At 65.2% G+C, this 17,865-nt stretch carries 19 protein-coding genes; 10 read left to right on the top strand and 9 right to left on the bottom strand.

What is annotated here, in order from left to right; all coding sequences use genetic code 11:
- Positions 1-6 precede the first annotated feature (6 nt).
- A complete protein-coding gene (locus NLM15_RS40815; protein WP_254123601.1) occupies positions 7-294 on the bottom strand; it encodes a PsiF family protein in 288 nt (95 codons plus the stop codon).
- 203 nt (positions 295-497) lie between these two features.
- Between NLM15_RS40815 and NLM15_RS40810 the strand changes: the two genes are divergently transcribed.
- Complete coding sequence (locus NLM15_RS40810; protein WP_254123600.1) at positions 498-989, top strand: hypothetical protein; 492 nt, start codon at positions 498-500, stop codon at positions 987-989.
- Between the two features lie 148 nt (positions 990-1,137).
- On the opposite strand, the gene NLM15_RS40805 is transcribed toward NLM15_RS40810, so the two are convergent.
- Positions 1,138-1,686 carry a TetR/AcrR family transcriptional regulator gene (locus NLM15_RS40805; RefSeq protein WP_254123599.1) on the bottom strand — a complete coding sequence of 183 codons (549 nt, stop codon included), beginning with the start codon at positions 1,684-1,686 and terminating at the stop codon, positions 1,138-1,140.
- A gap of 110 nt (positions 1,687-1,796) precedes the next feature.
- On the opposite strand from NLM15_RS40805, the gene NLM15_RS40800 reads away from it, so the two are divergent.
- From NLM15_RS40800 to NLM15_RS40790, 3 genes are all read left to right on the top strand, one after another.
- The gene (locus NLM15_RS40800; RefSeq protein ID WP_254123598.1) at positions 1,797-2,222 is read left to right on the top strand and encodes a thioesterase family protein; all 426 of its coding nucleotides are present in this window, start codon (positions 1,797-1,799) and stop codon (positions 2,220-2,222) included.
- Positions 2,223-2,225: 3 nt separating this feature from the next.
- On the top strand, positions 2,226-2,702 hold the full coding sequence (locus NLM15_RS40795; RefSeq protein ID WP_254123597.1) for a PaaI family thioesterase: 477 nt from the start codon (positions 2,226-2,228) through the stop codon (positions 2,700-2,702).
- 98 nt (positions 2,703-2,800) lie between these two features.
- Entirely contained in the window at positions 2,801-3,460 is a 660-nt protein-coding gene (locus NLM15_RS40790) for a DsbA family protein (protein ID WP_254123596.1), read from the top strand.
- A gap of 79 nt (positions 3,461-3,539) precedes the next feature.
- On the opposite strand, the gene NLM15_RS40785 is transcribed toward NLM15_RS40790, so the two are convergent.
- The 3 genes from NLM15_RS40785 to NLM15_RS40775 form a co-directional block, all read right to left on the bottom strand.
- Positions 3,540-3,746, bottom strand: coding sequence for a hypothetical protein (locus tag NLM15_RS40785; protein ID WP_028159206.1), 207 nt, complete (start codon positions 3,744-3,746; stop codon positions 3,540-3,542).
- Positions 3,747-3,827: 81 nt separating this feature from the next.
- Positions 3,828-4,898, bottom strand: a complete 1,071-nt coding sequence (locus NLM15_RS40780) for a phospholipase (RefSeq protein ID WP_254123594.1) — start codon at positions 4,896-4,898, stop codon at positions 3,828-3,830.
- 35 nt (positions 4,899-4,933) lie between these two features.
- Positions 4,934-5,905 (bottom strand): S1C family serine protease, encoded by a 972-nt coding sequence (locus tag NLM15_RS40775; RefSeq protein ID WP_254123592.1) that lies wholly within the window; start codon positions 5,903-5,905, stop codon positions 4,934-4,936.
- Positions 5,906-6,189: 284 nt separating this feature from the next.
- Here NLM15_RS40775 and NLM15_RS40770 point away from each other — a divergent pair, with 284 nt between their 5' ends.
- The 6 genes from NLM15_RS40770 to NLM15_RS40745 all read left to right on the top strand — a co-directional run bounded on the left by NLM15_RS40770 (position 6,190) and on the right by NLM15_RS40745 (position 13,492).
- Positions 6,190-7,608 carry a M20 family metallopeptidase gene (locus tag NLM15_RS40770; protein ID WP_254123591.1) on the top strand — a complete coding sequence of 473 codons (1,419 nt, stop codon included), beginning with the start codon at positions 6,190-6,192 and terminating at the stop codon, positions 7,606-7,608.
- Between the two features lie 260 nt (positions 7,609-7,868).
- On the top strand, positions 7,869-9,659 hold the full coding sequence (locus tag NLM15_RS40765; protein ID WP_254123590.1) for a peptide ABC transporter substrate-binding protein: 1,791 nt from the start codon (positions 7,869-7,871) through the stop codon (positions 9,657-9,659).
- Between the two features lie 30 nt (positions 9,660-9,689).
- Entirely contained in the window at positions 9,690-10,649 is a 960-nt protein-coding gene (locus NLM15_RS40760) for an ABC transporter permease (RefSeq protein ID WP_254123589.1), read from the top strand.
- Entirely contained in the window at positions 10,615-11,532 is a 918-nt protein-coding gene (locus NLM15_RS40755) for an ABC transporter permease (protein WP_254123588.1), read from the top strand. The genes NLM15_RS40760 and NLM15_RS40755 overlap by 35 nt, the downstream gene beginning before the upstream one ends.
- A complete protein-coding gene (locus NLM15_RS40750; RefSeq protein WP_254123586.1) occupies positions 11,532-12,527 on the top strand; it encodes an ABC transporter ATP-binding protein in 996 nt (331 codons plus the stop codon). Before NLM15_RS40755 ends, NLM15_RS40750 begins: the two co-directional genes overlap by 1 nt.
- On the top strand, positions 12,524-13,492 hold the full coding sequence (locus tag NLM15_RS40745; protein WP_254123584.1) for an ABC transporter ATP-binding protein: 969 nt from the start codon (positions 12,524-12,526) through the stop codon (positions 13,490-13,492). Before NLM15_RS40750 ends, NLM15_RS40745 begins: the two co-directional genes overlap by 4 nt.
- A gap of 24 nt (positions 13,493-13,516) precedes the next feature.
- Here NLM15_RS40745 and NLM15_RS40740 read toward each other — a convergent pair whose 3' ends face one another.
- From NLM15_RS40740 to NLM15_RS40725, 4 genes are all read right to left on the bottom strand, one after another.
- A complete protein-coding gene (locus tag NLM15_RS40740) occupies positions 13,517-14,140 on the bottom strand; it encodes an HAD-IA family hydrolase (protein WP_254123582.1) in 624 nt (207 codons plus the stop codon).
- A 96-nt stretch (positions 14,141-14,236) separates the two neighbouring features.
- Entirely contained in the window at positions 14,237-15,268 is a 1,032-nt protein-coding gene (locus NLM15_RS40735) for a helix-turn-helix domain-containing protein (protein ID WP_254123580.1), read from the bottom strand.
- Between the two features lie 178 nt (positions 15,269-15,446).
- A complete protein-coding gene (locus NLM15_RS40730) occupies positions 15,447-17,351 on the bottom strand; it encodes a diguanylate cyclase domain-containing protein (RefSeq protein ID WP_254123578.1) in 1,905 nt (634 codons plus the stop codon).
- A gap of 180 nt (positions 17,352-17,531) precedes the next feature.
- A complete protein-coding gene (locus NLM15_RS40725) occupies positions 17,532-17,753 on the bottom strand; it encodes a dodecin (protein ID WP_254123576.1) in 222 nt (73 codons plus the stop codon).
- Between the last annotated feature and the right edge of the window lie 112 nt (positions 17,754-17,865).

The following is a 17,865-nucleotide window of genomic DNA, read 5'->3' as shown; positions in this document are numbered from 1 at the left end:
ACGGATTTACTTCTTGTCGGCCGCGGGGGCGGCGGTGCCGGCCTTCGCTTCCTTCATGCACTCACGGCGAAATTTCTTGCGCTCCTTGCCCTTCAGTGCCTTGGCGTCCGCTTGCTTGGAGCATTCGAGCGACTCCGCCGAGCGCTCCTTCGGCGCCTTCTTGTCGGCGGGGGCGGCGGCAGTTGTGCTCTTGGCATCGGTCTTGGCGGCCGGCGCGGCCGTCTGGGCGAAGGCGGTGCCGGTGGCGAGCAGGGAGGCGAGGGCGACGACGGCGAGGCGAGACGTGAAGGTCATGGTGTTGCACTCTTCTTGCGAGAATGGCGAAGGCTGGGAACGTCGGCTCGCGTTGCTGAACGCGACATGAATAATTCGAACCGGGGGGATCACTATATTTTGGCGGCAGGGGCCATCACTTCCTTGTCGCGAGCGGGCGGCACGCTAGGATAGCAATCCTCGTTTCACTTCCGTCGGGGAAGACCAAGGAGGAGGACCCAAGGATGACCATTCAATCAAAACTGCTGTGTGCCGCTGTCGTGTCTGGCTTTGCCGCGCTGGTTGCGAGCGCACCGGTGCAGGCGCTGACCTCGCAGGAGTGCAGCGCGAAATACCAGGCCGCCAAGAAGGACGGCTCGCTCGGTACCATGAAGTGGAATGACTTCCGCAAGGCCCAGTGCGGTGCTGATGCGACGCCTGCCGCTGCGCCGACCGCGGCGGCTCCGGCTGCGCCCGCAGCTCCCGCCGAGCCGAAGCAGGCGAAGAAGGAGGCCGCCCCCGCTGCCGCGCCGACCCTGCCGGCCGGCCCCGCGATCTATCCGAATGCGGTCGATCCGAAATACGCCAAGGAGACCGCCGGCAAAGCGCGTCTCCACACCTGCGTCGACCAGTACAACGCCAACAAGGCCACCAACGGCAATGGCGGCATGAAGTGGATCGAGAAGGGCGGCGGCTATTACAGCGAATGCAACAAGAAGCTGAAGGGCGCCGCCTGAGCTTCGAGCGGACGCGATGGCCGGAGCAGAGCTCCGGCCATTTCATTCGGAGCGTTTTCGAGCGAAGTGGGTACCGGTTCGCGTAAGGAAAACGCGTCAAGACAAGAATCCAGAGCCCCGTTCCGATTCCATCGGAACGGAAATGGCTCTAGTCGAGCAGCTTCTCGGCCGACTTCGCCACGAGCTGCGATCGCTTGCGCGGACCGCGCTCGACGAACAGCAGACTCTGGCCGAAGATGAAGCAGTAGAACAGGAAGGCCTGCGCATCGGCCGCCTCCGCCTCGAGGCCGGTCGCGCGATAGAGCTCGGCGACGTGCTTGAGCCGCGCCGCATCCACGCTCGCGACGGCCGCTGCCGCGATCTCGTCCGAGCGAGCCCATTGCCGGATCGCGAGCTCGATCGCCATACCCTCCGGATTGAGGCGTTCGGAATAAAGCTGGATCATCGCCTTCAGCCGCTCGCGGGGCTCTTGCCCGTCGAGGCTGGTCTGTTGCGCGATCGACGCCGCGCGCCCCTCGCGCCAGCGTTCCAGCATGGCATCGAGCAGCGCGGCGCGGTCGGCGAAGCGGCGATAGAAGCCGCCCTTGGTGACGCCGAGATTCTTGGCGAGCACCTCGACGCGCACGCCCTCGACCCCCGAGCGGGCGAGCTCGGTAAATCCTGCCTCGACCCAGACATCGCCCTTGCCGTCGCTCATGAAGAAAGCCTCACCGGTTCTTGATACGGTGCCGTATTGCTAACGCGACCGGGTCCTGATACGCTACCGTATCAACAATCAAAAGACGGAAAACGGCAGGAGGAATTGCGATGCGGGAGGCGACCTATCGCGGCACGGTCTATCCGTGGCAGTGCGATCACGTCGGCCACATGAACATCATGTGGTATGTCGGTAAATTCGACGAGGCCAACTGGAATCTGTTCGCCCGCCTCGGGCTGACGCCGAGCTATCTGCGCTCGTCCGGCCGCGGCATGGCCGCCGTGCAGCAGAACATCACCTACAAGCGCGAGCTGCTTGCCGGCGACATCGTCGAGATCCGCAGCTATTTGCTCGAGGTTCGCGACAAGTCGATCCGTTTCCGGCACGACATGGCGAATGCCGAGACCGGCGAGATGGCTGCGTTCTGCGAGATCACCGGCGTGCACATGGACCGTAGCCAGCGGAAGTCGGCGCCGTTCACGGATGCGATCCGCGAGGTCGCCTTGAGGCATCTCGCCGAGCCGGCCGAGGTCTGAGCCATGGCCACATTCGAGCCGAAAAACCCGGGCTATCGTGCGGCTACCATTGCCATGTTCGAGGCCCAGCCGGCGATGCGGACGCTCGGCATCGTGATCGTCCGCCTCGCACCGGGCGAAGTCGAGCTGGCGATGTTGCATTCGCCCGCCTTCACGCAGCAGAACGGTTTTGTCCATGCCGGCATCATCACCGCGGGCCTCGACAATGCCTGCGGTGTCGCCGCCTTCACCCTGATGCCGCCCGAGGCCGATATTCTCACCGTGGAGTTCAAGACCACGCTGCTCGCTCCCGCCCGTGGCGAGCGCTTCGTCTTCAAGGCCGAGGTGGTCAAGCCCGGCCGCACGCTCACCTTCTGCGAGGCCAGGGCCTTTGCCGAGCATGACGGCAAGACCACGCTGATCGCAACGATGACCGGGACACTGATGGCGATGCTCCCCCGCGCCACGGCTTCGCAAGCGCCGGCCGGGATCCGCGCATAGCATGGCGATGACATCGTGCCCGCAACGCTCTATATGACGCGTAACAATTCCCGGTCCCGAGCCGTATTTGCGGCGATGGGACCGAAACGGGACGAGATATGGCTGGATTCAGGAATAAGGGCCTCGTGGCGACGCGGCGTGCGGCGCTGACGCTGATCGGGGCGGGTGCCCTTGCGGCAGGCAGGATCACGTCTGCGCGCGCGGCCGCCGATGATGACGAGGTGCTGACCGAAGCCAAGGTGCTGCGCGACCCCGATGTTCCTGTCGCCGGCAATCCCGACGGCAACGTCAGCATCATCGAATGGTCCGACTACAATTGTCCCTACTGCCGCAAGCTCGAGCCGGAGCTGCGCCAGGTCGTACAGGACGACGGCAAGGTGAGGCTGGTGATGAAGGACTGGCCGATCCTCGGGCCGGTCTCGGTCACCGCGGCGCGCATCGCGCTCGCGGCCAAGTACCAGGACAAATACCATCAGGCGCACGACGCCATGATGGGCGTCAGCTCGCGCCTGACAGAGCCGCGCATCAACGAGCTGCTCGCGGCCGCCAGCGTCGACATGGACCGCCTGAAGCGCGACCTCAACGACCGCGGCAAGGATATCGACGCGGTCCTCAAGCGCAACAACGACCAGGCCGAAGCCTTCGGCTTCCGCGGAACCCCGTCCTTCATTGTCGGCAAATATCGCGTGCCGGGCGTGCTCAGCATGACCGAGTTCGAGCAGGTCATCGCCGACGCCCGCAAGGCCAAGATGAACTGAAACAGGCGGCATCGATCGCAGCCAACACAAAGGCGCCGCCGCGGACCCGCGACGGCGCCTCGTTCATGATACGGCATCGTTACTTCGACGAGATGCGGACCCAGTCCTTGTGCGCGCGATCGCGCAGGGCATCCCAATCGGCCTTGGCGACATCCCAGTTCACGATGGTGCGATTGGTGGTCGCGACCTCGCCATTGGCGACCGACGAGGTCTGCATGGAGTCATAGACGTACACGCCGCAACCGAGCAGCAGTGCGCCCAAAATCATTCCGAAAAAAGTCTGCATAGCGAACCTCCGGTGACGGGCGATAACGTCGGCCCGGAGTTATGGTTCCGCGGCAGTGCGGCGCAGGCAAGGACGACCCGTTCATCCGCCGTTCAGCCACTCCAGCAGCTCTGCGTTGATCTCGCGCGGATAGGTGTGGCTGAGGTCGTCGATCTCGCGATAGGTGACGTCGGCGCCGGCGGCGGAGAGGGTGGCCTGCGTCTGGCGCGCGGTCTGTACCGGAAACATCCAGTCGAGCTTGCCGTGGGTGATGAAGATCGGCAGCCCCTGCAGGCGCGCGGCGTCCGCCATCTCCGCCATCAGCGGATGGAAGGTTGCCGACACCGGCGCGAGATGCGTGAAGGGCGAGGCGCCGTCGAGGCCGCTGACGTAGCAGAACGTGCCGCCGTCGCTCATGCCGGTCAGCAGCATGCGCGAGGTATCTATCGTCCAGCGGCTGCGCACGGTGTCGAGAATGCGCGTGAGGTTCGGCGTGTCGCTATCGTCGCCCATCAGCGCCCAGGTCGAACCGGTCGCGGTCGGCGCCACCAGGATCGCGCCAAGGCTGCGGGCGTCGCGGAGCCAGCTCCAGAGAAAACCGCGGCCGTTGCCGCTGCCGCCATGCAGCGCCATCACCAGGGGCATGGCGCGATCGGGCGTGTAATATTCGGGCACATAGACCGAAAAGCCGCCACGGCTGCCGGGCTCGTTGTGGTCGTGGAAGATGCCGGTGTGTTCGCCCGCGCCGGCTTCCAGCCGGGCCAGCAAATCTTCGTTCTCGCGATTGGCGGCGTTGAGGAAGAAGCCGCTCACCGGCGGAAACTGGGTCGACAGCGGGTACAGCGCCTCCTGGGCACGCGGCACATGGCGTAGTGCGCGGAAGACCGCGACGAGATCGCCATTGCCGCGCTCGACCTCGCGTATGCCGGCAAAGGCGGCGAGCGCTTCATTGCAGGCGCGGTCGAGCCGTTCGCGCAGCCCGGTGAACTGCTCGGGCCAGGTGCCGATCGCAGCGTGAGCCGCTTGCAGGGCCTCGTCGGGCATGCCGACCGCATTCATCACCGAGGCAAAGGCCGGCGGATGCAGATTCCGGGTGAAGAAGCCGAGTGCTTCCAGCGCATTGAGCAGCGGCGGCAGCACGGCCACGATGTCGTCAACGACGGCCTCGGTCATCGCCGCTTTCCTTGCCTGATGTCAGTTCGGTCTTGTCAGTGCAGCTTGGGCGCCTTCAGGAGCTTGAAGCGGTCGGTCGAGGTCACCGTGACGTCGAAGGTGACGCCTTCATGATGCACGGTGAGCGGCACGTCGACGCCGGCGGCGCCGAGCGCCCACATCTTTTTGTAGAAGGCGGTCTGGCTCGTAACCTTGTCGCCGTCCACGGCGAGAATGACGTCGCCGGTCTTGAGCTCGGCGCGCGCGGCCGGGCCGTTGGCGGAGATCCCGATCACCACCACGCGATTGTCGATCTCGGTCGAGTAGAGCCCGAGCCAGGGCCGCGCCGGCTTGTTGACGCGGCCGAACTTGCGCAGGTCGTCGAGGACCGGTTTCAGCAGGTCGATCGGCACGATCATGTTGACATGCTCTGCCTTGCCGTCGCGTTCGCGCTCGAGCTGGAGCGAGCCGATGCCGATCAGCTCGCCGCGCTCGTTGAGCAGCGCCGTGCCGCCCCAGTTCGGATGTGCGGGATAGGTGAAGACGGCTTCATCCAGCAGATATTCCCAGTAGCCGGCGAATTCTTGCTTGGCCACGATCTGGCTTGCGACCGAGCGCGTGCGCCCGCCGGCGCCGCCGACCACGACGCGGTCGCCGACCCGGGTTTCCTCCGATGTGCCGAGCGGCAGGGGGTCGACGTCCAGCTGGCCGAGCGCCTGCACCAGCCCGAAGCCGGTCGCGGCATCGAAGCCGAGGACATGCCCCTCCACCACGCGCCCGTCTCCGAGATGCAGCCACACGGACTCTGCTTCGGTGATGAGATAGCCGATGGTCAGCACCAGCCCGTGGTCGATCACGACGCCGTTGCCGGCGCGTTCGGTGCCCAGCGTTTCGGCACTGAAGGCGTCGGGCGGGATGATGGCGTGCAGGCCGACGACGGACGCGAGCGCGCGGTCGAGATCGAAACTGTAATCGCTCGCGCGCGGCTGATTGGCCGGCGGCACTCTCCATTCGGTCAGGGCGGGCATGGAGTTCTCCTGGCTGAGAGCATCGCTCCGCCATTGCTGCGGAACGACGCGCGAAGCACGCATAATTTAGGCCGGGGGAGGCCGTCTTGAAAGCCTCGTTCCCAACTATTCCGGAGAACGCCGCGTGAATTCCTGGAAAGGCACATGAACGCCTGCACAGGCGGCAAGCGGCTGCCTATTCCGGCACCGGCCGCATGGCTGCTGTCCCGCGAGGTGCTAGGCGGGATGCAATGAAGCTGCTAACCATTGCCGCTTCGTTTGACCAAGAGATCACGGACCGAAGCATGGATAACCGCAGCGACATCTGGCGTGGCGTCGACACGATCAAGGCGCGTTTCATCGACCTCAGCGACAAGGTCTGGGGCATGCCGGAGGTGTGCTACACCGAGGCGCGGTCCGCCGCCGAGCATCTCGCCGAGCTGCGTCACCAGGGTTTCCGTATCACCGAGAACGTCGCGGGAATCCCGACCGCGCTGATGGGCGAGTGGGGTGAGGGCGGTCCGGTCATCGCCTTCATGGGCGAATATGACGCGCTGCCGGGCCTCAGCCAGGAGGCGGGCGTCGCCGAGCACAGGCCGGTCGAGACCGGCGGTCATGGTCATGGTTGCGGCCACAATCTGCTTGGTTCCGCGGCGCTGCTCGCCGCGACCGCGGTGAAGGACTGGCTCGCCGAGAACAAGGTGCCCGGCCGCGTGCGCTATTACGGCTGCCCGGCTGAAGAGGGTGGCGCAGCCAAGGCTTTCATGGTGCGCTCGGGAGCGTTCGAAGACGCCGACATCGCCATCACCTGGCATCCGCACAGCTTCTGGGAAGTGGCCGTGACGCCGTCGCTCGCCAACACCCGCGCGGACTTCATCTTCACCGGCCGCACCTCGCATGCGGCGGCCTCGCCCCATCTCGGCCGCTCCGCGCTCGACGCGGTGGAACTGATGAACGTCGGCGTGAACTACATGCGCGAGCACATGCCGAGCGACGCGCGCGTGCATTACGCGCTGCTCGACACCGGCGGCATCGCTCCCAACGTCGTGCAGGCGCATGCGCGCGTGCGCTATTCGATCCGCGCCCGCGATCTGCCCGGCATGAACGAGCTGGTCGGACGCGTGAGCAAGATCGCGGAAGGCGCGGCGCTGATGACCGAGACCAAGGTCGAGATGAAGATCATCTCCGCGGTCTCCAACATCCTGCCGAACACCCCGCTGGAGCAGGCGCTGCACCGGGTGATGGAAGAGCTCGGGCCGCCGCATTTCGACGACGCCGACAAGGGTTTTGCGACCCAGATCCGCGCGACGCTCAGCGACAAGGACATCGCGTCGGTCTATTACGCGATCGGCATGGAGCCGACCGACCGGCCGCTGGCCGACTTCCTGGTGCCGCTCGATGCCAAGCGAAACCCGCTGGTGGGCTCGACCGACGTCGGCGACGTGAGCTGGGTGGTGCCGACCGTGCAGGTCCATGCACCGACGGTTGCAATCGGCACGCCGTTCCACACCTGGCAGGTGGTGGCGCAGGGCAAGAGCGGACACGCTCACAAGGCGATGGTGCAGGCGGCCAAGGCGATGGCCGGTATCGGCATCAAGGCCTTGACGGATCCCGAGCTGATCAAGGCCGCGAAGGCGGATCTTCAGAAGCGGACGGCCAAGACACCTTATGTCTGCCCGCTGCCGGACCACGTTTCGCCGCCGCTGAACATGTCCGTGGCGTAGAATTTCGCCTCGATACTTCGTCTGATCCGGCGAACAAATTTTCCGCAGTGCAGCGCGAAATCCAGCGTGTTTTGACGCTGGATTGCCGAGCGGATGGGCTGCGAACGTTGCTTTTGCCCAACAGACAGTCAGAACACCGTTTGCATACACACGGTCGCAGTTGACGCGCGGCCCATTCGGTGTGCCATCTACCGCCAGCAAAACCCGGCGGCCGCGGCGCGGCTGCCTGCATCCATACGGGAACCAGACGGGGGACAACGATGCTGGATAAAGAACTGCGTTCGATGATCGGTCAGGTGAAGGATGGCCGGATGGACCGCCGCGCCTTCATCACGCGCATGGCCGCGGTCGGCCTCACGGCGCCGCTCGCCAACCAGATCCTCGCGCTTGGCGGCGTCGCCATGGCCGAGGGTGCCTCCACCTACAAGCCGACCAAGCGTGGCGGTGGTGGTGCGCTGAAGCTGTTGTGGTGGCAGGGACCGACCTTGCTCAATCCGCACTTCGCCACCGGCACCAAGGACCAGGACGGCGCGCGCCTGTTCTACGAGCCGCTCGCCTGTTGGGATCCCGACGGCAACATGAAGCTGGTTCTGGCCGCCGAAATTCCCTCGATCCAGAACGGCGGCCTCGCCGCCGACGGCAAGTCGGTGACCTGGAAGCTCAAGCCCGGCGTCAAATGGCATGACGGCGCGCCCTTCACGGCCGACGACGTCGTGTTCAACTGGGAATATGCCAAGGATCCGGCGACCTCCGCACTGACGATCGCGACGCTCCGCGAGATCACGGTCGAGAAGGTCGATGACCTCACGGTTCGCATCCTCTTCAACAAGCCGACGCCGTTCTGGGCCGACGCCTTTGTCGGGGCTCCCAACACCATCATCCCGAAACATCTGTTCAAGGACTATATGGGGTCTAAATCGCGGGAGGCGCCGACCAACCTCTCGCCGGTCGGTACCGGCCCCTACAAGTTCGTCGAGTTCAAGCCGGGCGATCTTGTCCGCGGCGTGATCAATCCCGATTACCACATGTCGAACCGCCCCTATTTCGATTCGATCGAGATGAAGGGCGGCGGCGATGCCGTCTCTGCCGCGCGCGCGGTGATCCAGACCGGCGAGTATGATTTCGGCTGGAACATCCAGGTCGAGGACGACGTGCTGCTGCGCCTGGAGAAGGGCGGCAAGGGCAAGACCGTCTACGCGGTCGGCGGCGACACCGAGTTCATCGCACTGAACTTCACCGACCCCAACACCGAGGTCGATGGCGAACGCTCGTCGATCAAGACCAAGCACCCGCTGTTTTCCGATCCGGCGGTGCGCAAGGCAATCTCGCTGCTGATCGATCGCGAGTCGGTCAAGAAGGCGATCTACGGCCGGGCCGGCCGCACCACCGCCAACTTCCTCAACGGTCCCGAGAAGTTCGTGTCCAAGAACACCTCGTGGGAATTCAGCGTGGAGAAGGCCTCGAAGATCCTCGACGATGCCGGCTGGAAGCCGGGCGCCGACGGCATCCGCGAGAAGGACGGCAAGAAGCTGAAGCTCCTCTACCAGACCTCGATCAACGGCCCGCGCCAGAAGACGCAGGCGATCGTCAAGCAGGCCTGCCAGAAGGCGGGGATCGACGTCGAACTGAAATCCGTCGTCGCCTCCGTGTTCTTCTCCTCCGACGTCGGCAATCCCGACACCTATTCCAAGTTCTACGCCGACATGGAGATGTTCCAGATCCCGCTGAGCCAGCCCGATCCGTCGCAGCACATGCGCCGCTATCTCTCGACCCTGGTCGCCACCAAGGAGAACAAGTGGCAGGGCACCAACTTCCCGCGCTGGGTCAACAAGGAGTACGACGCGACCATCCAGGCTGCGGACGGCGAGATGGATCCGGTCAAGCGTGCCGCGCTCTACATCAAGGCCAACGACCTCATGTACCAGGACACCGTGTTCATTCCGGTGCAACACCGCTTGAAGGTCGAGGCGGCCGCCAACAATCTGCGGCCGGTCGTTTCCGGCTGGGCCAACGAGACCGACAATCTCTTCGACTGGTACCGGGAGGAATGATCACGCAGGCTTAAACCGGGATCGTCCGTTATGAGTCAGTATGTCCTGCGTCGTCTGCTGATCGCCGTTCCGAGTCTGCTCGGCATCTCCCTGGTGCTGTTCGTCGTGCTTGCCCTGGCGCCCGGCGATCCCTTCTCGGAACTGGCGACCAATCCGAACGTACCGCCCGAAGTCGCTCTCGCGCTTCGGGCGAAGTTCGGCCTCGACGATCCGATCTACCTTCGTTACCTGCACTGGCTCAATGCCATGCTGCACGGCGACTGGGGCTTCTCCTTCGTCAGCCGGATGAACGTCGACACGCTGATCCTCCAGCGCCTGCCGGCGACGCTCTACGTGATCGGTTCGGCGCAGATCCTGGCGCTCCTGGTTGCGATCCCGGTCGGGGTCTATGCGGCGACAAAGCCCTATTCGCTGTTCGACCAGATCGCCAACACGCTCGCTTTCGTCGGCTTCTCGCTGCCGACCTTCTTCACCGGCATCCTGTTCATCCTGATCTTCTCGGTCACGCTGGACTGGCTGCCTTTCGTCTATACGACCGATATCAAGGGCACCGGCATCCATTGGGTGCTGGAGATGATCCGGCAGGCGATCATGCCGGTGGCGGTGCTCGGCCTGTTCCAGGCGGCGTCGATGACGCGCTTCGTGCGTTCGGCGATGCTCGACGTGATCCGGCTCGATTACGTCACCACGGCGCGTGCCAAGGGGCTCGGGCAGGCCAAGGTCATCGTCAAGCACGTCATGCGCAACGCCATGATCCCGGTGGTGACGCTGATCGCGCTGCAGATGCCGGCCGTGTTCGGCGGCGCCATCGTCACCGAGCAGATTTTCCGGATCCCCGGCATCGGCTCGCTGCTGATCTCCTCCATCCTTTCCAACGACACGCCGGTGGTGATGGCCGTCACCTTCGTCTTCGCGTGCCTCGTCGTGCTGTTCAATCTCATCGCGGACGTCCTTTATGGCTGGCTTGACCCTCGCATCTCCCTCCGCTGAGCGGCGCGTCTACTCGCCCTGGCGCGAGATGTGGCGGCGCTACAGCCGCCACAAGCTCGCCGTGGTCAGTGCGTTTCTGCTCCTCATTCTGATCCTGGCGGTGGTCGCCGGCCCCTTCGTCTGGCGGGTCAAGATCGACGACATCGATATCGTGGCGGGCATGCAGGGGCCGTCGCTTGCCCATCCCTTCGGCACCGACGATCTCGGGCAGGACATCCTTGCCCGCATGATCTATGGCGGGCGCATCTCGCTTGCGGTCGGCCTTGCCGCGATGCTGGTCTCGGTCTTCATCGGTGTGCTGATCGGCGCGCTCGCCGGCATGTCGCGCGGCGCGCTCGGCCACGGTCTGATGTGGCTCACCGACCTCTTCCTGTCCCTGCCGCAATTGCCGCTGCTGCTGCTGCTGATCTATCTGTTCCGCGACGGGCTGAAGCAGATGTTCGGTCCCGAGGGCGGCATCTTCATCCTGATCGTGCTCGTGATCGGCGGCTTGCGCTGGATGCCGGTCGCGCGGCTGGTGCGCGCGCAGTTCCTGTCGATCCGCGAGAAGGAGTTCGTCGAAGCCGCCCGTGCGCTCGGCGCAAGTCCGGTGCGCCAGGTGGTGCGGCACATCCTGCCCAATGCGCTCGGTCCGGTGATCATCGCCGGCACCATCGACGTCGCTGCCGCCATCATCGCGGAATCGACGCTGTCCTTCCTCGGCCTCGGCTTCCCGCCGGATACTCCGACCTGGGGCCGGCTGTTGTTCGACGCCAAGGATTTCCTCGATATCGGCCCGCACTGGGCGCTGTTCCCGGGCGGCGCGATCTTCATCGCGGTGGTCGCCATCAACTTCATCGGCGACGGCTTGCGTGACGCGCTCGATGCGCGACGGGTGATCTGATGGCGCCGCTGCTGGAAATCAAAGGGCTGAAAACCCACTTCTCGACCGACGACGGCATCCTGCAGGCCGTCGACGGTGTCGACATCTCCATCAACAAGGGTGAGACGCTCTGCGTCGTCGGGGAATCCGGCTGCGGCAAGACCGTGACCGCGATGTCGATCCTGAAGCTGATCGCGATGCCCCCGGGCCGCATCGCGGCGGGCCAGATCATCTTCGAGGGCCGCGATCTCGTGCCGCTGACGAGCAGTCAGCTCGACGAGATCAGGGCCAAGGAGATCGGCTTCATCTTCCAGGAGCCGATGACCTCGCTCAATCCGGTGCTCACCGTCGGCGAGCAGATCGCCGAGAGCCTGCGCCGGCATGAAGCGGTGACGAAGAAGCAGGCGCTCGAGCGCACCATCGAGATGCTGAAGCTGGTGCAGATCCCCAACGCCGAAGGCCGCGTGCACAACTATCCGCACCAGTTCTCCGGCGGCATGCGCCAGCGCGTGATGATCGCGATGGCGCTCGCCTGCAGGCCGAAGCTGATCATCGCCGACGAGCCGACCACCGCGCTCGACGTCACTATCCAGGCGCAGATCCTCGACCTCTTGCAGGACATGAAGGAACGCTTCGGCATGGCGGTGATGCTGATCACCCACGCCATGGGCGTCGTCGCCGAGACCGCGCAGCGCGTCGTCGTGATGTATGCCGGCAAGGTGGTGGAGGAAGCTCCCGTCGAGGATCTCTTCGGCGATCCCCGTCATCCCTATACGCAGGGCCTGATCCGCTCGATCCCGCGCATCGATCTCGACAGCGAGCACAAGACAAGGCTCGAAGCCATCGGCGGCTCGGTGCCGATCCTGATCAATCCGCCGGTCGGCTGCCGCTTCGCGCCGCGCTGCAAGTTCGCCATGGACGTCTGCACCGAGAAGGAGCCGCTGCTGCGCGAGATCGCGCCCGGCCACCGCATGGCCTGTCATCTGGGAGATACGCAGTTGGGAGGCACGGCATGACCGAGCCCTTGCTCCGCGTCAGCGGCCTGAAGAAATATTTCCCCGTGCTCGGCGGCCTGTTGTCGCGCCAGGTCGGCAGCGTCTATGCGGTCGACGGGGTCTCGTTCTCGGTCAACCGCGGCGAGACGCTCGGTCTCGTCGGCGAGTCCGGTTGCGGCAAATCCACGACGGGGCGCTGCGTGCTGCGCCTGATCGAGCCGACCGACGGCGAGGTCGTGTTCGACGGCCAGGACGTGCGCCAGCTCGGTGGCAACGATTTGCGCGCGATGCGGCGGAACATGCAGCTCGTGTTCCAGGACCCGTTCGCCTCGCTCAATCCGCGCATGACGGTCGGCGCGATCCTCGGCGAGGCCTTCACCATCCACAATCTCGCGTCTTCGGCCAAGGAGCGCGAGGAGCGCGTCGCGGGCCTCCTGGTGAAAGTCGGACTCAAGGCCGAGCACATGCGCCGCTATCCGCATGAGTTCTCCGGGGGCCAGCGCCAGCGCATCGTGATCGCGCGCGCGCTCGCGGTCGAGCCGAAGCTGATCGTCTGCGACGAGCCGGTGTCCGCGCTCGACGTGTCGATCCAGGCGCAGGTGATCAATTTGCTGGAGGATCTCCAGGCCGAGCTGAACCTCACCTATCTGTTCGTCGCGCACGACCTGTCGGTGGTCGAGCACATCTCCGACCGCGTCGCCGTGATGTATCTCGGTCGCATCGTCGAGCTGGCGAAAGCGAGCGATCTCTACCGCAATCCGCAGCATCCCTACACCAGGGCGCTGCTGTCGGCGGTGCCGGTGCCCGATCCCAAGCTCAAGCGCGAACGCATTCGCCTCAAGGGCGACGTGCCGAGCCCGATGAAGCCGCCGTCCGGCTGCCACTTCCACACCCGCTGTCCGATCGCCCAGCCGCGGTGTTCGGAAAGCGCGCCGGAGCTGAAGGAAGGCGCGGGCGGACACTTCGTGGCGTGTCATCTGGCCTGATGCCGGCGAAGACGGAGCGCGTATTCACCCGGCCGCAAGCAGGCCGCGCTCCGAAAGAGCCTGTCTGAAAGTCGCCGCCGACCTGTGGTGATGCGCAAAGAGGCCCGCCTCGCGCGCGCCGGCGACATTCGCCGCGAGATCGTCGACGAACAGGACGGTTTCGGGCTTTACGTTGAGCTCCGACAGGCAGAGGCGGAAGCAGCGCGGATCGGGCTTCGCAGTCTTGAACTGGGCCGAGGTGTAGATTTTGGAGCCGAACAGCGGCCGCAATTCCGGCAGCAGGGTGTCGATGTGATCGGCGACCAGCGTGGTGTTGTTGGTCAGGATCGCAATTTCGACGGTTCGGCGCAGCTGTCCGGCAATCTCCAGCATCGCGCGATCGGCCTGCATCGACCGGCGTCGCGCCTCGACCCACTCGGCGAGCGACAGCGGATAGCCGATGCGTTCGCCGAAACCTCGCAGATAGTCTTCGGCATCGAGCGCGCCGGAATCGCCAAGTTGTTCGAATCCGCTGTCCCAAATCGCGTTGTGAACGAACTCGTTGCTGGTCCCGGCAAGCTCGGCGAGACGCGCAACGCGCTTCCCCCTGTCGTAGTCGCAGAGGACATTGTCCATGTCGAAGAGGACGAGCTTGATTTCGTCAGTCACGCCGAGGCTCTCAATCTGGCCGCAACATTTCGGCCGTGATCAGAGTCATATCCTGCCGGGGCGCAAGCGACAAACCGGACGCCGCGCCGGCGTCTCTTACGGCTGCGACGTGCGGCGTCGGGCCAATTGGTGCAGCACCGTGTCGATGGCGGGGATCGCTCCGGTCTCGCGGAGCCATGTCTCGGCCATTTCCCTCAATTCGCCTGGTGTCACGCCGAACTTGCGGCGGAATGCGCGGATGAAGGTGGAGTCGCTGCTGAAGCGCATGCCGACGGCAAGGTCGATCAGGCGGTTGTCCTGTGTAGCCGGCGAGAGCAGTCCTCGGAACGCAAGATTGAGCCGTTGCTCACGCACGTAGTGCGCAAGCCCGCCATCGGCCTCGAACAGCCGGTAGAGCGTCGCGCGCGAGATCTGGAAGTGGCGGCAAAGCTCTTCGACGGAGAGGGCGTCGGTCTCGAGATTCTGCGCGATGTGGCGCTTGATCATCGCGAGATAAAGATGCCGTTCGGCCCGTTCGACGCCCGCCGCAATGTCGGCCGTCCCGCCGGCGGCCGCGGCGACGATGTCGGCAATCGCCTCGATCGTGGCCCCGGTGCTGCCGGCTTCGGGCTCCGGGGGCAGTCCGAGCGCCGCGTAGTGGCTGGCGAGGAGCCGCGCGTGAGGGTGGTCCGACGGCAGCAGGGTTGCCGTCGCCGAATCCGGATGTGCGAGCCGCGGCGCGAGCATCGCGCGTTGCAGGATGATGACCATCAGGCGGGTGCGGCCGGATCCGGCGCGCAGCACGGTCCGGTTTGGCTGCGCCATGTCGATGAGAACGATGTCGCCCGGCCGCAGTGTCACCTCGCGCCGGCCGGAGCTGAACTGCATCCCGCCCTCGACACACAGGGTGATCTGAAAGTGATCCATCGCGCCGCGGGCGACGTGCGCGGGTGTCCGGTCGTATTCCTGATCGGTGGCGCGCGTGTCGACCAGCAGCGCATTGCCGGTCATCGTCGTCACGCTGGTGACATGGAAGTCGTCCTCCGCGGTGAGCGGAATGACGTCGCAGATGTCGGCCGTCATGGCACGCAACTGATTTAGCGCATGCGGCCCGCGCCCGGGAATGTCCGCCAGAATGCTCTCGTTCACGGCCGTCTCGTCTGCATCACCCCACGACGAGGCAAGACCGCATGGACTCGATAGTCGAAGACCGGCGGCACACCAACATCGCTCCGGCATGTAGCCATTCCGAAATCGGTGCGCAAGCGATGGTGGACAGGGCTGCCGGCCGGATCTGGCGTGCGCCGCCTGGTGAGCGGTCGATTTCTCACGCGCTCTTCGCGGGCCAGGCTACGACCTGTCCTGACATCACCAGACGGTCGCGGCCGCTGTCCTTGGCGGCGTAGAGCGCGCGGTCGGCGCCAGCGACCAGCGTGTTGCAGTCCAGCACGGTCTGAGACGGAAGGCTCGTCGCGGCGCCGATGCTTGCCGTCACCAGCCGGGAGGGCGGATTTTGGGCATGCAGCATGGCGAGATCGTGCAATGCCTGGCGAATCCCTTCGCCGACTTCGGCGCAGCCATCCGGGCCGGTGTTCGGCAACAGGACGGCGAATTCCTCCCCGCCGTAGCGCGCCGCGAGGTCCGCCGGGCGCCTGGCCTGCGCGGACAGGATCCGGCCGAGCGCGCGCAGGCACCCGTCGCCCGCCTGATGTCCGTAATGGTCGTTGAACTTCTTGAAATGATCGACATCGATCAACAGGAGAGAGACCGGTGTGCCGTCGCGCCGGGCGCGCGCCCATTCCTCCGCGAGGCGCTCATCGAACGCCCGGCGGTTGCCAAGGCCGGTCAGGCCATCGGTGGTTGCGAGCGAAGCGAGCTTGTCCTGCAGGTCCTTCTGCTCGGTCATGTCGCGCACGACGGCGACGACACCGTCGACCTCGCCGCTGTCGGAGGCGCGGGTCACGTGCAAGGCCGCCTCGGCCCAGATATCGCCCTTGTCGCGATGGCGCTGGCGATAGACGAACCGCGCTTCCTCGGCCTCGCCGTTCTTCAACGCGATGATGGCCTGCTCGACCCGCTCCATGTCGTCCGCATGGATGCCGGCCACCGCCGACGTGCCGAGCAGTTCGTCGGGAGACCAGCCGATGATGCGCGCGCACGAGGGAGAGACGTAGAGCAGCCGGTTATCCAGCCCGATCCGGGATACCATATCGCTGGATTGCTCGGCGAGCAGGCGGAAATGGGCTTCCGTCGCAACCAGGGCCTGCGCCATTCGCTGCCGTTGCCAGAGCTGGCGGACCAAGTAGAAGCCGATCACCGCGATCAGCCCGACGAGGCCGAGCACGAAGGTCGTGCGTGCGGTCGCCGCGCGTCGCCAGGGCGCCAGCACGTCGTCCTGCGACTTGCTCGCCAGCACCATCAGCGGATAGCGGCTGCTGCGCTGGTAGTAGCTCAGCCGCTGCACGCCATCGAGCGGTGATTTGAAGTAGTAGACCGCGGCCGCCGGACGGCTTTCCCAATCCCTGAACAGCGGTGCATTGGACAGGTCGCGGCCGACGAAGGCGCTGCTCTCGTCGTGGCTGCGCGCCAGCATGATACCGGCGTTGGTGAGCAGCGACGCCGAGCCGTTCGGCCCGAAGTCGAAGCGCTCGTAGAACCTGGCGAAGTAGCTGACGTCGAGCGTAAGCAGGGCAACGCCGGCGAAGCCGCCGTCGGAATCGTTGATCCGGCGCGACGCCGTGATGATCCATTGGCCCCCGGCACGGCTCTTGATGGGCGGTCCGATCAGCGTGCCCGTCTCCCGGGAGTCGCGATGGCGTTGGAAATATTCGCGGTCGCTGTTGTTGAGCTTGGAGAAGTCGAGGCGCTCGGTCGTGGCAAGCCAGCGACCCGTGGCGTCATAGACGAAGATGCCGCGAATGCGGTCCGATGATTTGCGGGTCGGCAGATAGGTCTGGAGCTTTGAGATCGTGTCCGGGCCCATTCCGTCGAGTTCGAGCCGATGAACCAGTCCGATCAGGATCGTATCGGCGAGCTCGAACGTGTCGTCCGCATGCTGGACCAGCGAATGCGCGAGGTTGGCGACGTCGACCTCGGCGTTCCTGAGATCCGCATCGTGCGATTCCCATTCGCGCCAGACGCTCAGGCCGAGGATCGCCACGCAGATCAGCACGACGAATCCCGCCGCCCAGAGCGGAAGGCGGGTCTTGCCGAGTTCGCGGCTCGTGACCATCGGGCTTGCTCCAAATCGGCGCAAACCTCTCACTTTGGTCTTAACGGCCTGTTGCAACTTCCGCGATGATTTTGCGCGTCCATAGTCCGCCGGAGGAGGTCGTCGATATTTGATCGACTCCCGTCGTCGAACGTTAACCACGCCGCCGCGGCATGACGGTTTCGCGCGCCGTCCGCGGAGTCAGTCCACCAGCGTGAAGCCGACGCGTAGCGTCACCTGGTAGTGGCGGACGGCGCCATTTTCGATGTGGCCGCGGGTCTGCACCACCTCGAACCATTTCATCTCGCGAACGGTCTTGGCGGCGCGGCTGATCGCGTTCTTGATCGCATCCTCGATGGACGTCTCGGATGATCCGACCAGCTCCAGGATCTTGTAGACATGATCCGTCTCGGCTGTGGCCATGGTGCGTCTCCCTCGTTTGCGTTGCGGCACGACTGCCGCCCGCGCTCCCATCTGAACGGGTACCGGCGTTCCGGGTTCCATCATCTGCCATGGCCCGCATGCGCCAGCCGAG

The organism is Bradyrhizobium sp. CCGB20 (genome assembly GCF_024199855.1).
GTDB lineage: Bacteria > Pseudomonadota > Alphaproteobacteria > Rhizobiales > Xanthobacteraceae > Bradyrhizobium.
Note: the sequence above shows the minus strand (reverse complement) of the source record. Positions and strands in the feature narration are given on the sequence as shown.

Coding starts and splice junctions, on each gene's coding strand:
- NLM15_RS40755 (WP_254123588.1), top strand. CDS start 10,615: ATGGCTGGCTTGACCCTCGCATCTCCCTCCGCTGAGCGGCGCGTCTAC.
- NLM15_RS40795 (WP_254123597.1), top strand. CDS start 2,226: ATGGCCACATTCGAGCCGAAAAACCCGGGCTATCGTGCGGCTACCATT.
- NLM15_RS40770 (WP_254123591.1), top strand. CDS start 6,190: ATGGATAACCGCAGCGACATCTGGCGTGGCGTCGACACGATCAAGGCG.
- NLM15_RS40730 (WP_254123578.1), bottom strand. CDS start 17,351: ATGGTCACGAGCCGCGAACTCGGCAAGACCCGCCTTCCGCTCTGGGCG.
- NLM15_RS40725 (WP_254123576.1), bottom strand. CDS start 17,753: ATGGCCACAGCCGAGACGGATCATGTCTACAAGATCCTGGAGCTGGTC.
- NLM15_RS40810 (WP_254123600.1), top strand. CDS start 498: ATGACCATTCAATCAAAACTGCTGTGTGCCGCTGTCGTGTCTGGCTTT.
- NLM15_RS40785 (WP_028159206.1), bottom strand. CDS start 3,746: ATGCAGACTTTTTTCGGAATGATTTTGGGCGCACTGCTGCTCGGTTGC.
- NLM15_RS40750 (WP_254123586.1), top strand. CDS start 11,532: ATGGCGCCGCTGCTGGAAATCAAAGGGCTGAAAACCCACTTCTCGACC.
- NLM15_RS40745 (WP_254123584.1), top strand. CDS start 12,524: ATGACCGAGCCCTTGCTCCGCGTCAGCGGCCTGAAGAAATATTTCCCC.
- NLM15_RS40800 (WP_254123598.1), top strand. CDS start 1,797: ATGCGGGAGGCGACCTATCGCGGCACGGTCTATCCGTGGCAGTGCGAT.
- NLM15_RS40780 (WP_254123594.1), bottom strand. CDS start 4,898: ATGACCGAGGCCGTCGTTGACGACATCGTGGCCGTGCTGCCGCCGCTG.
- NLM15_RS40765 (WP_254123590.1), top strand. CDS start 7,869: ATGCTGGATAAAGAACTGCGTTCGATGATCGGTCAGGTGAAGGATGGC.
- NLM15_RS40815 (WP_254123601.1), bottom strand. CDS start 294: ATGACCTTCACGTCTCGCCTCGCCGTCGTCGCCCTCGCCTCCCTGCTC.
- NLM15_RS40775 (WP_254123592.1), bottom strand. CDS start 5,905: ATGCCCGCCCTGACCGAATGGAGAGTGCCGCCGGCCAATCAGCCGCGC.
- NLM15_RS40760 (WP_254123589.1), top strand. CDS start 9,690: ATGAGTCAGTATGTCCTGCGTCGTCTGCTGATCGCCGTTCCGAGTCTG.
- NLM15_RS40790 (WP_254123596.1), top strand. CDS start 2,801: ATGGCTGGATTCAGGAATAAGGGCCTCGTGGCGACGCGGCGTGCGGCG.
- NLM15_RS40805 (WP_254123599.1), bottom strand. CDS start 1,686: ATGAGCGACGGCAAGGGCGATGTCTGGGTCGAGGCAGGATTTACCGAG.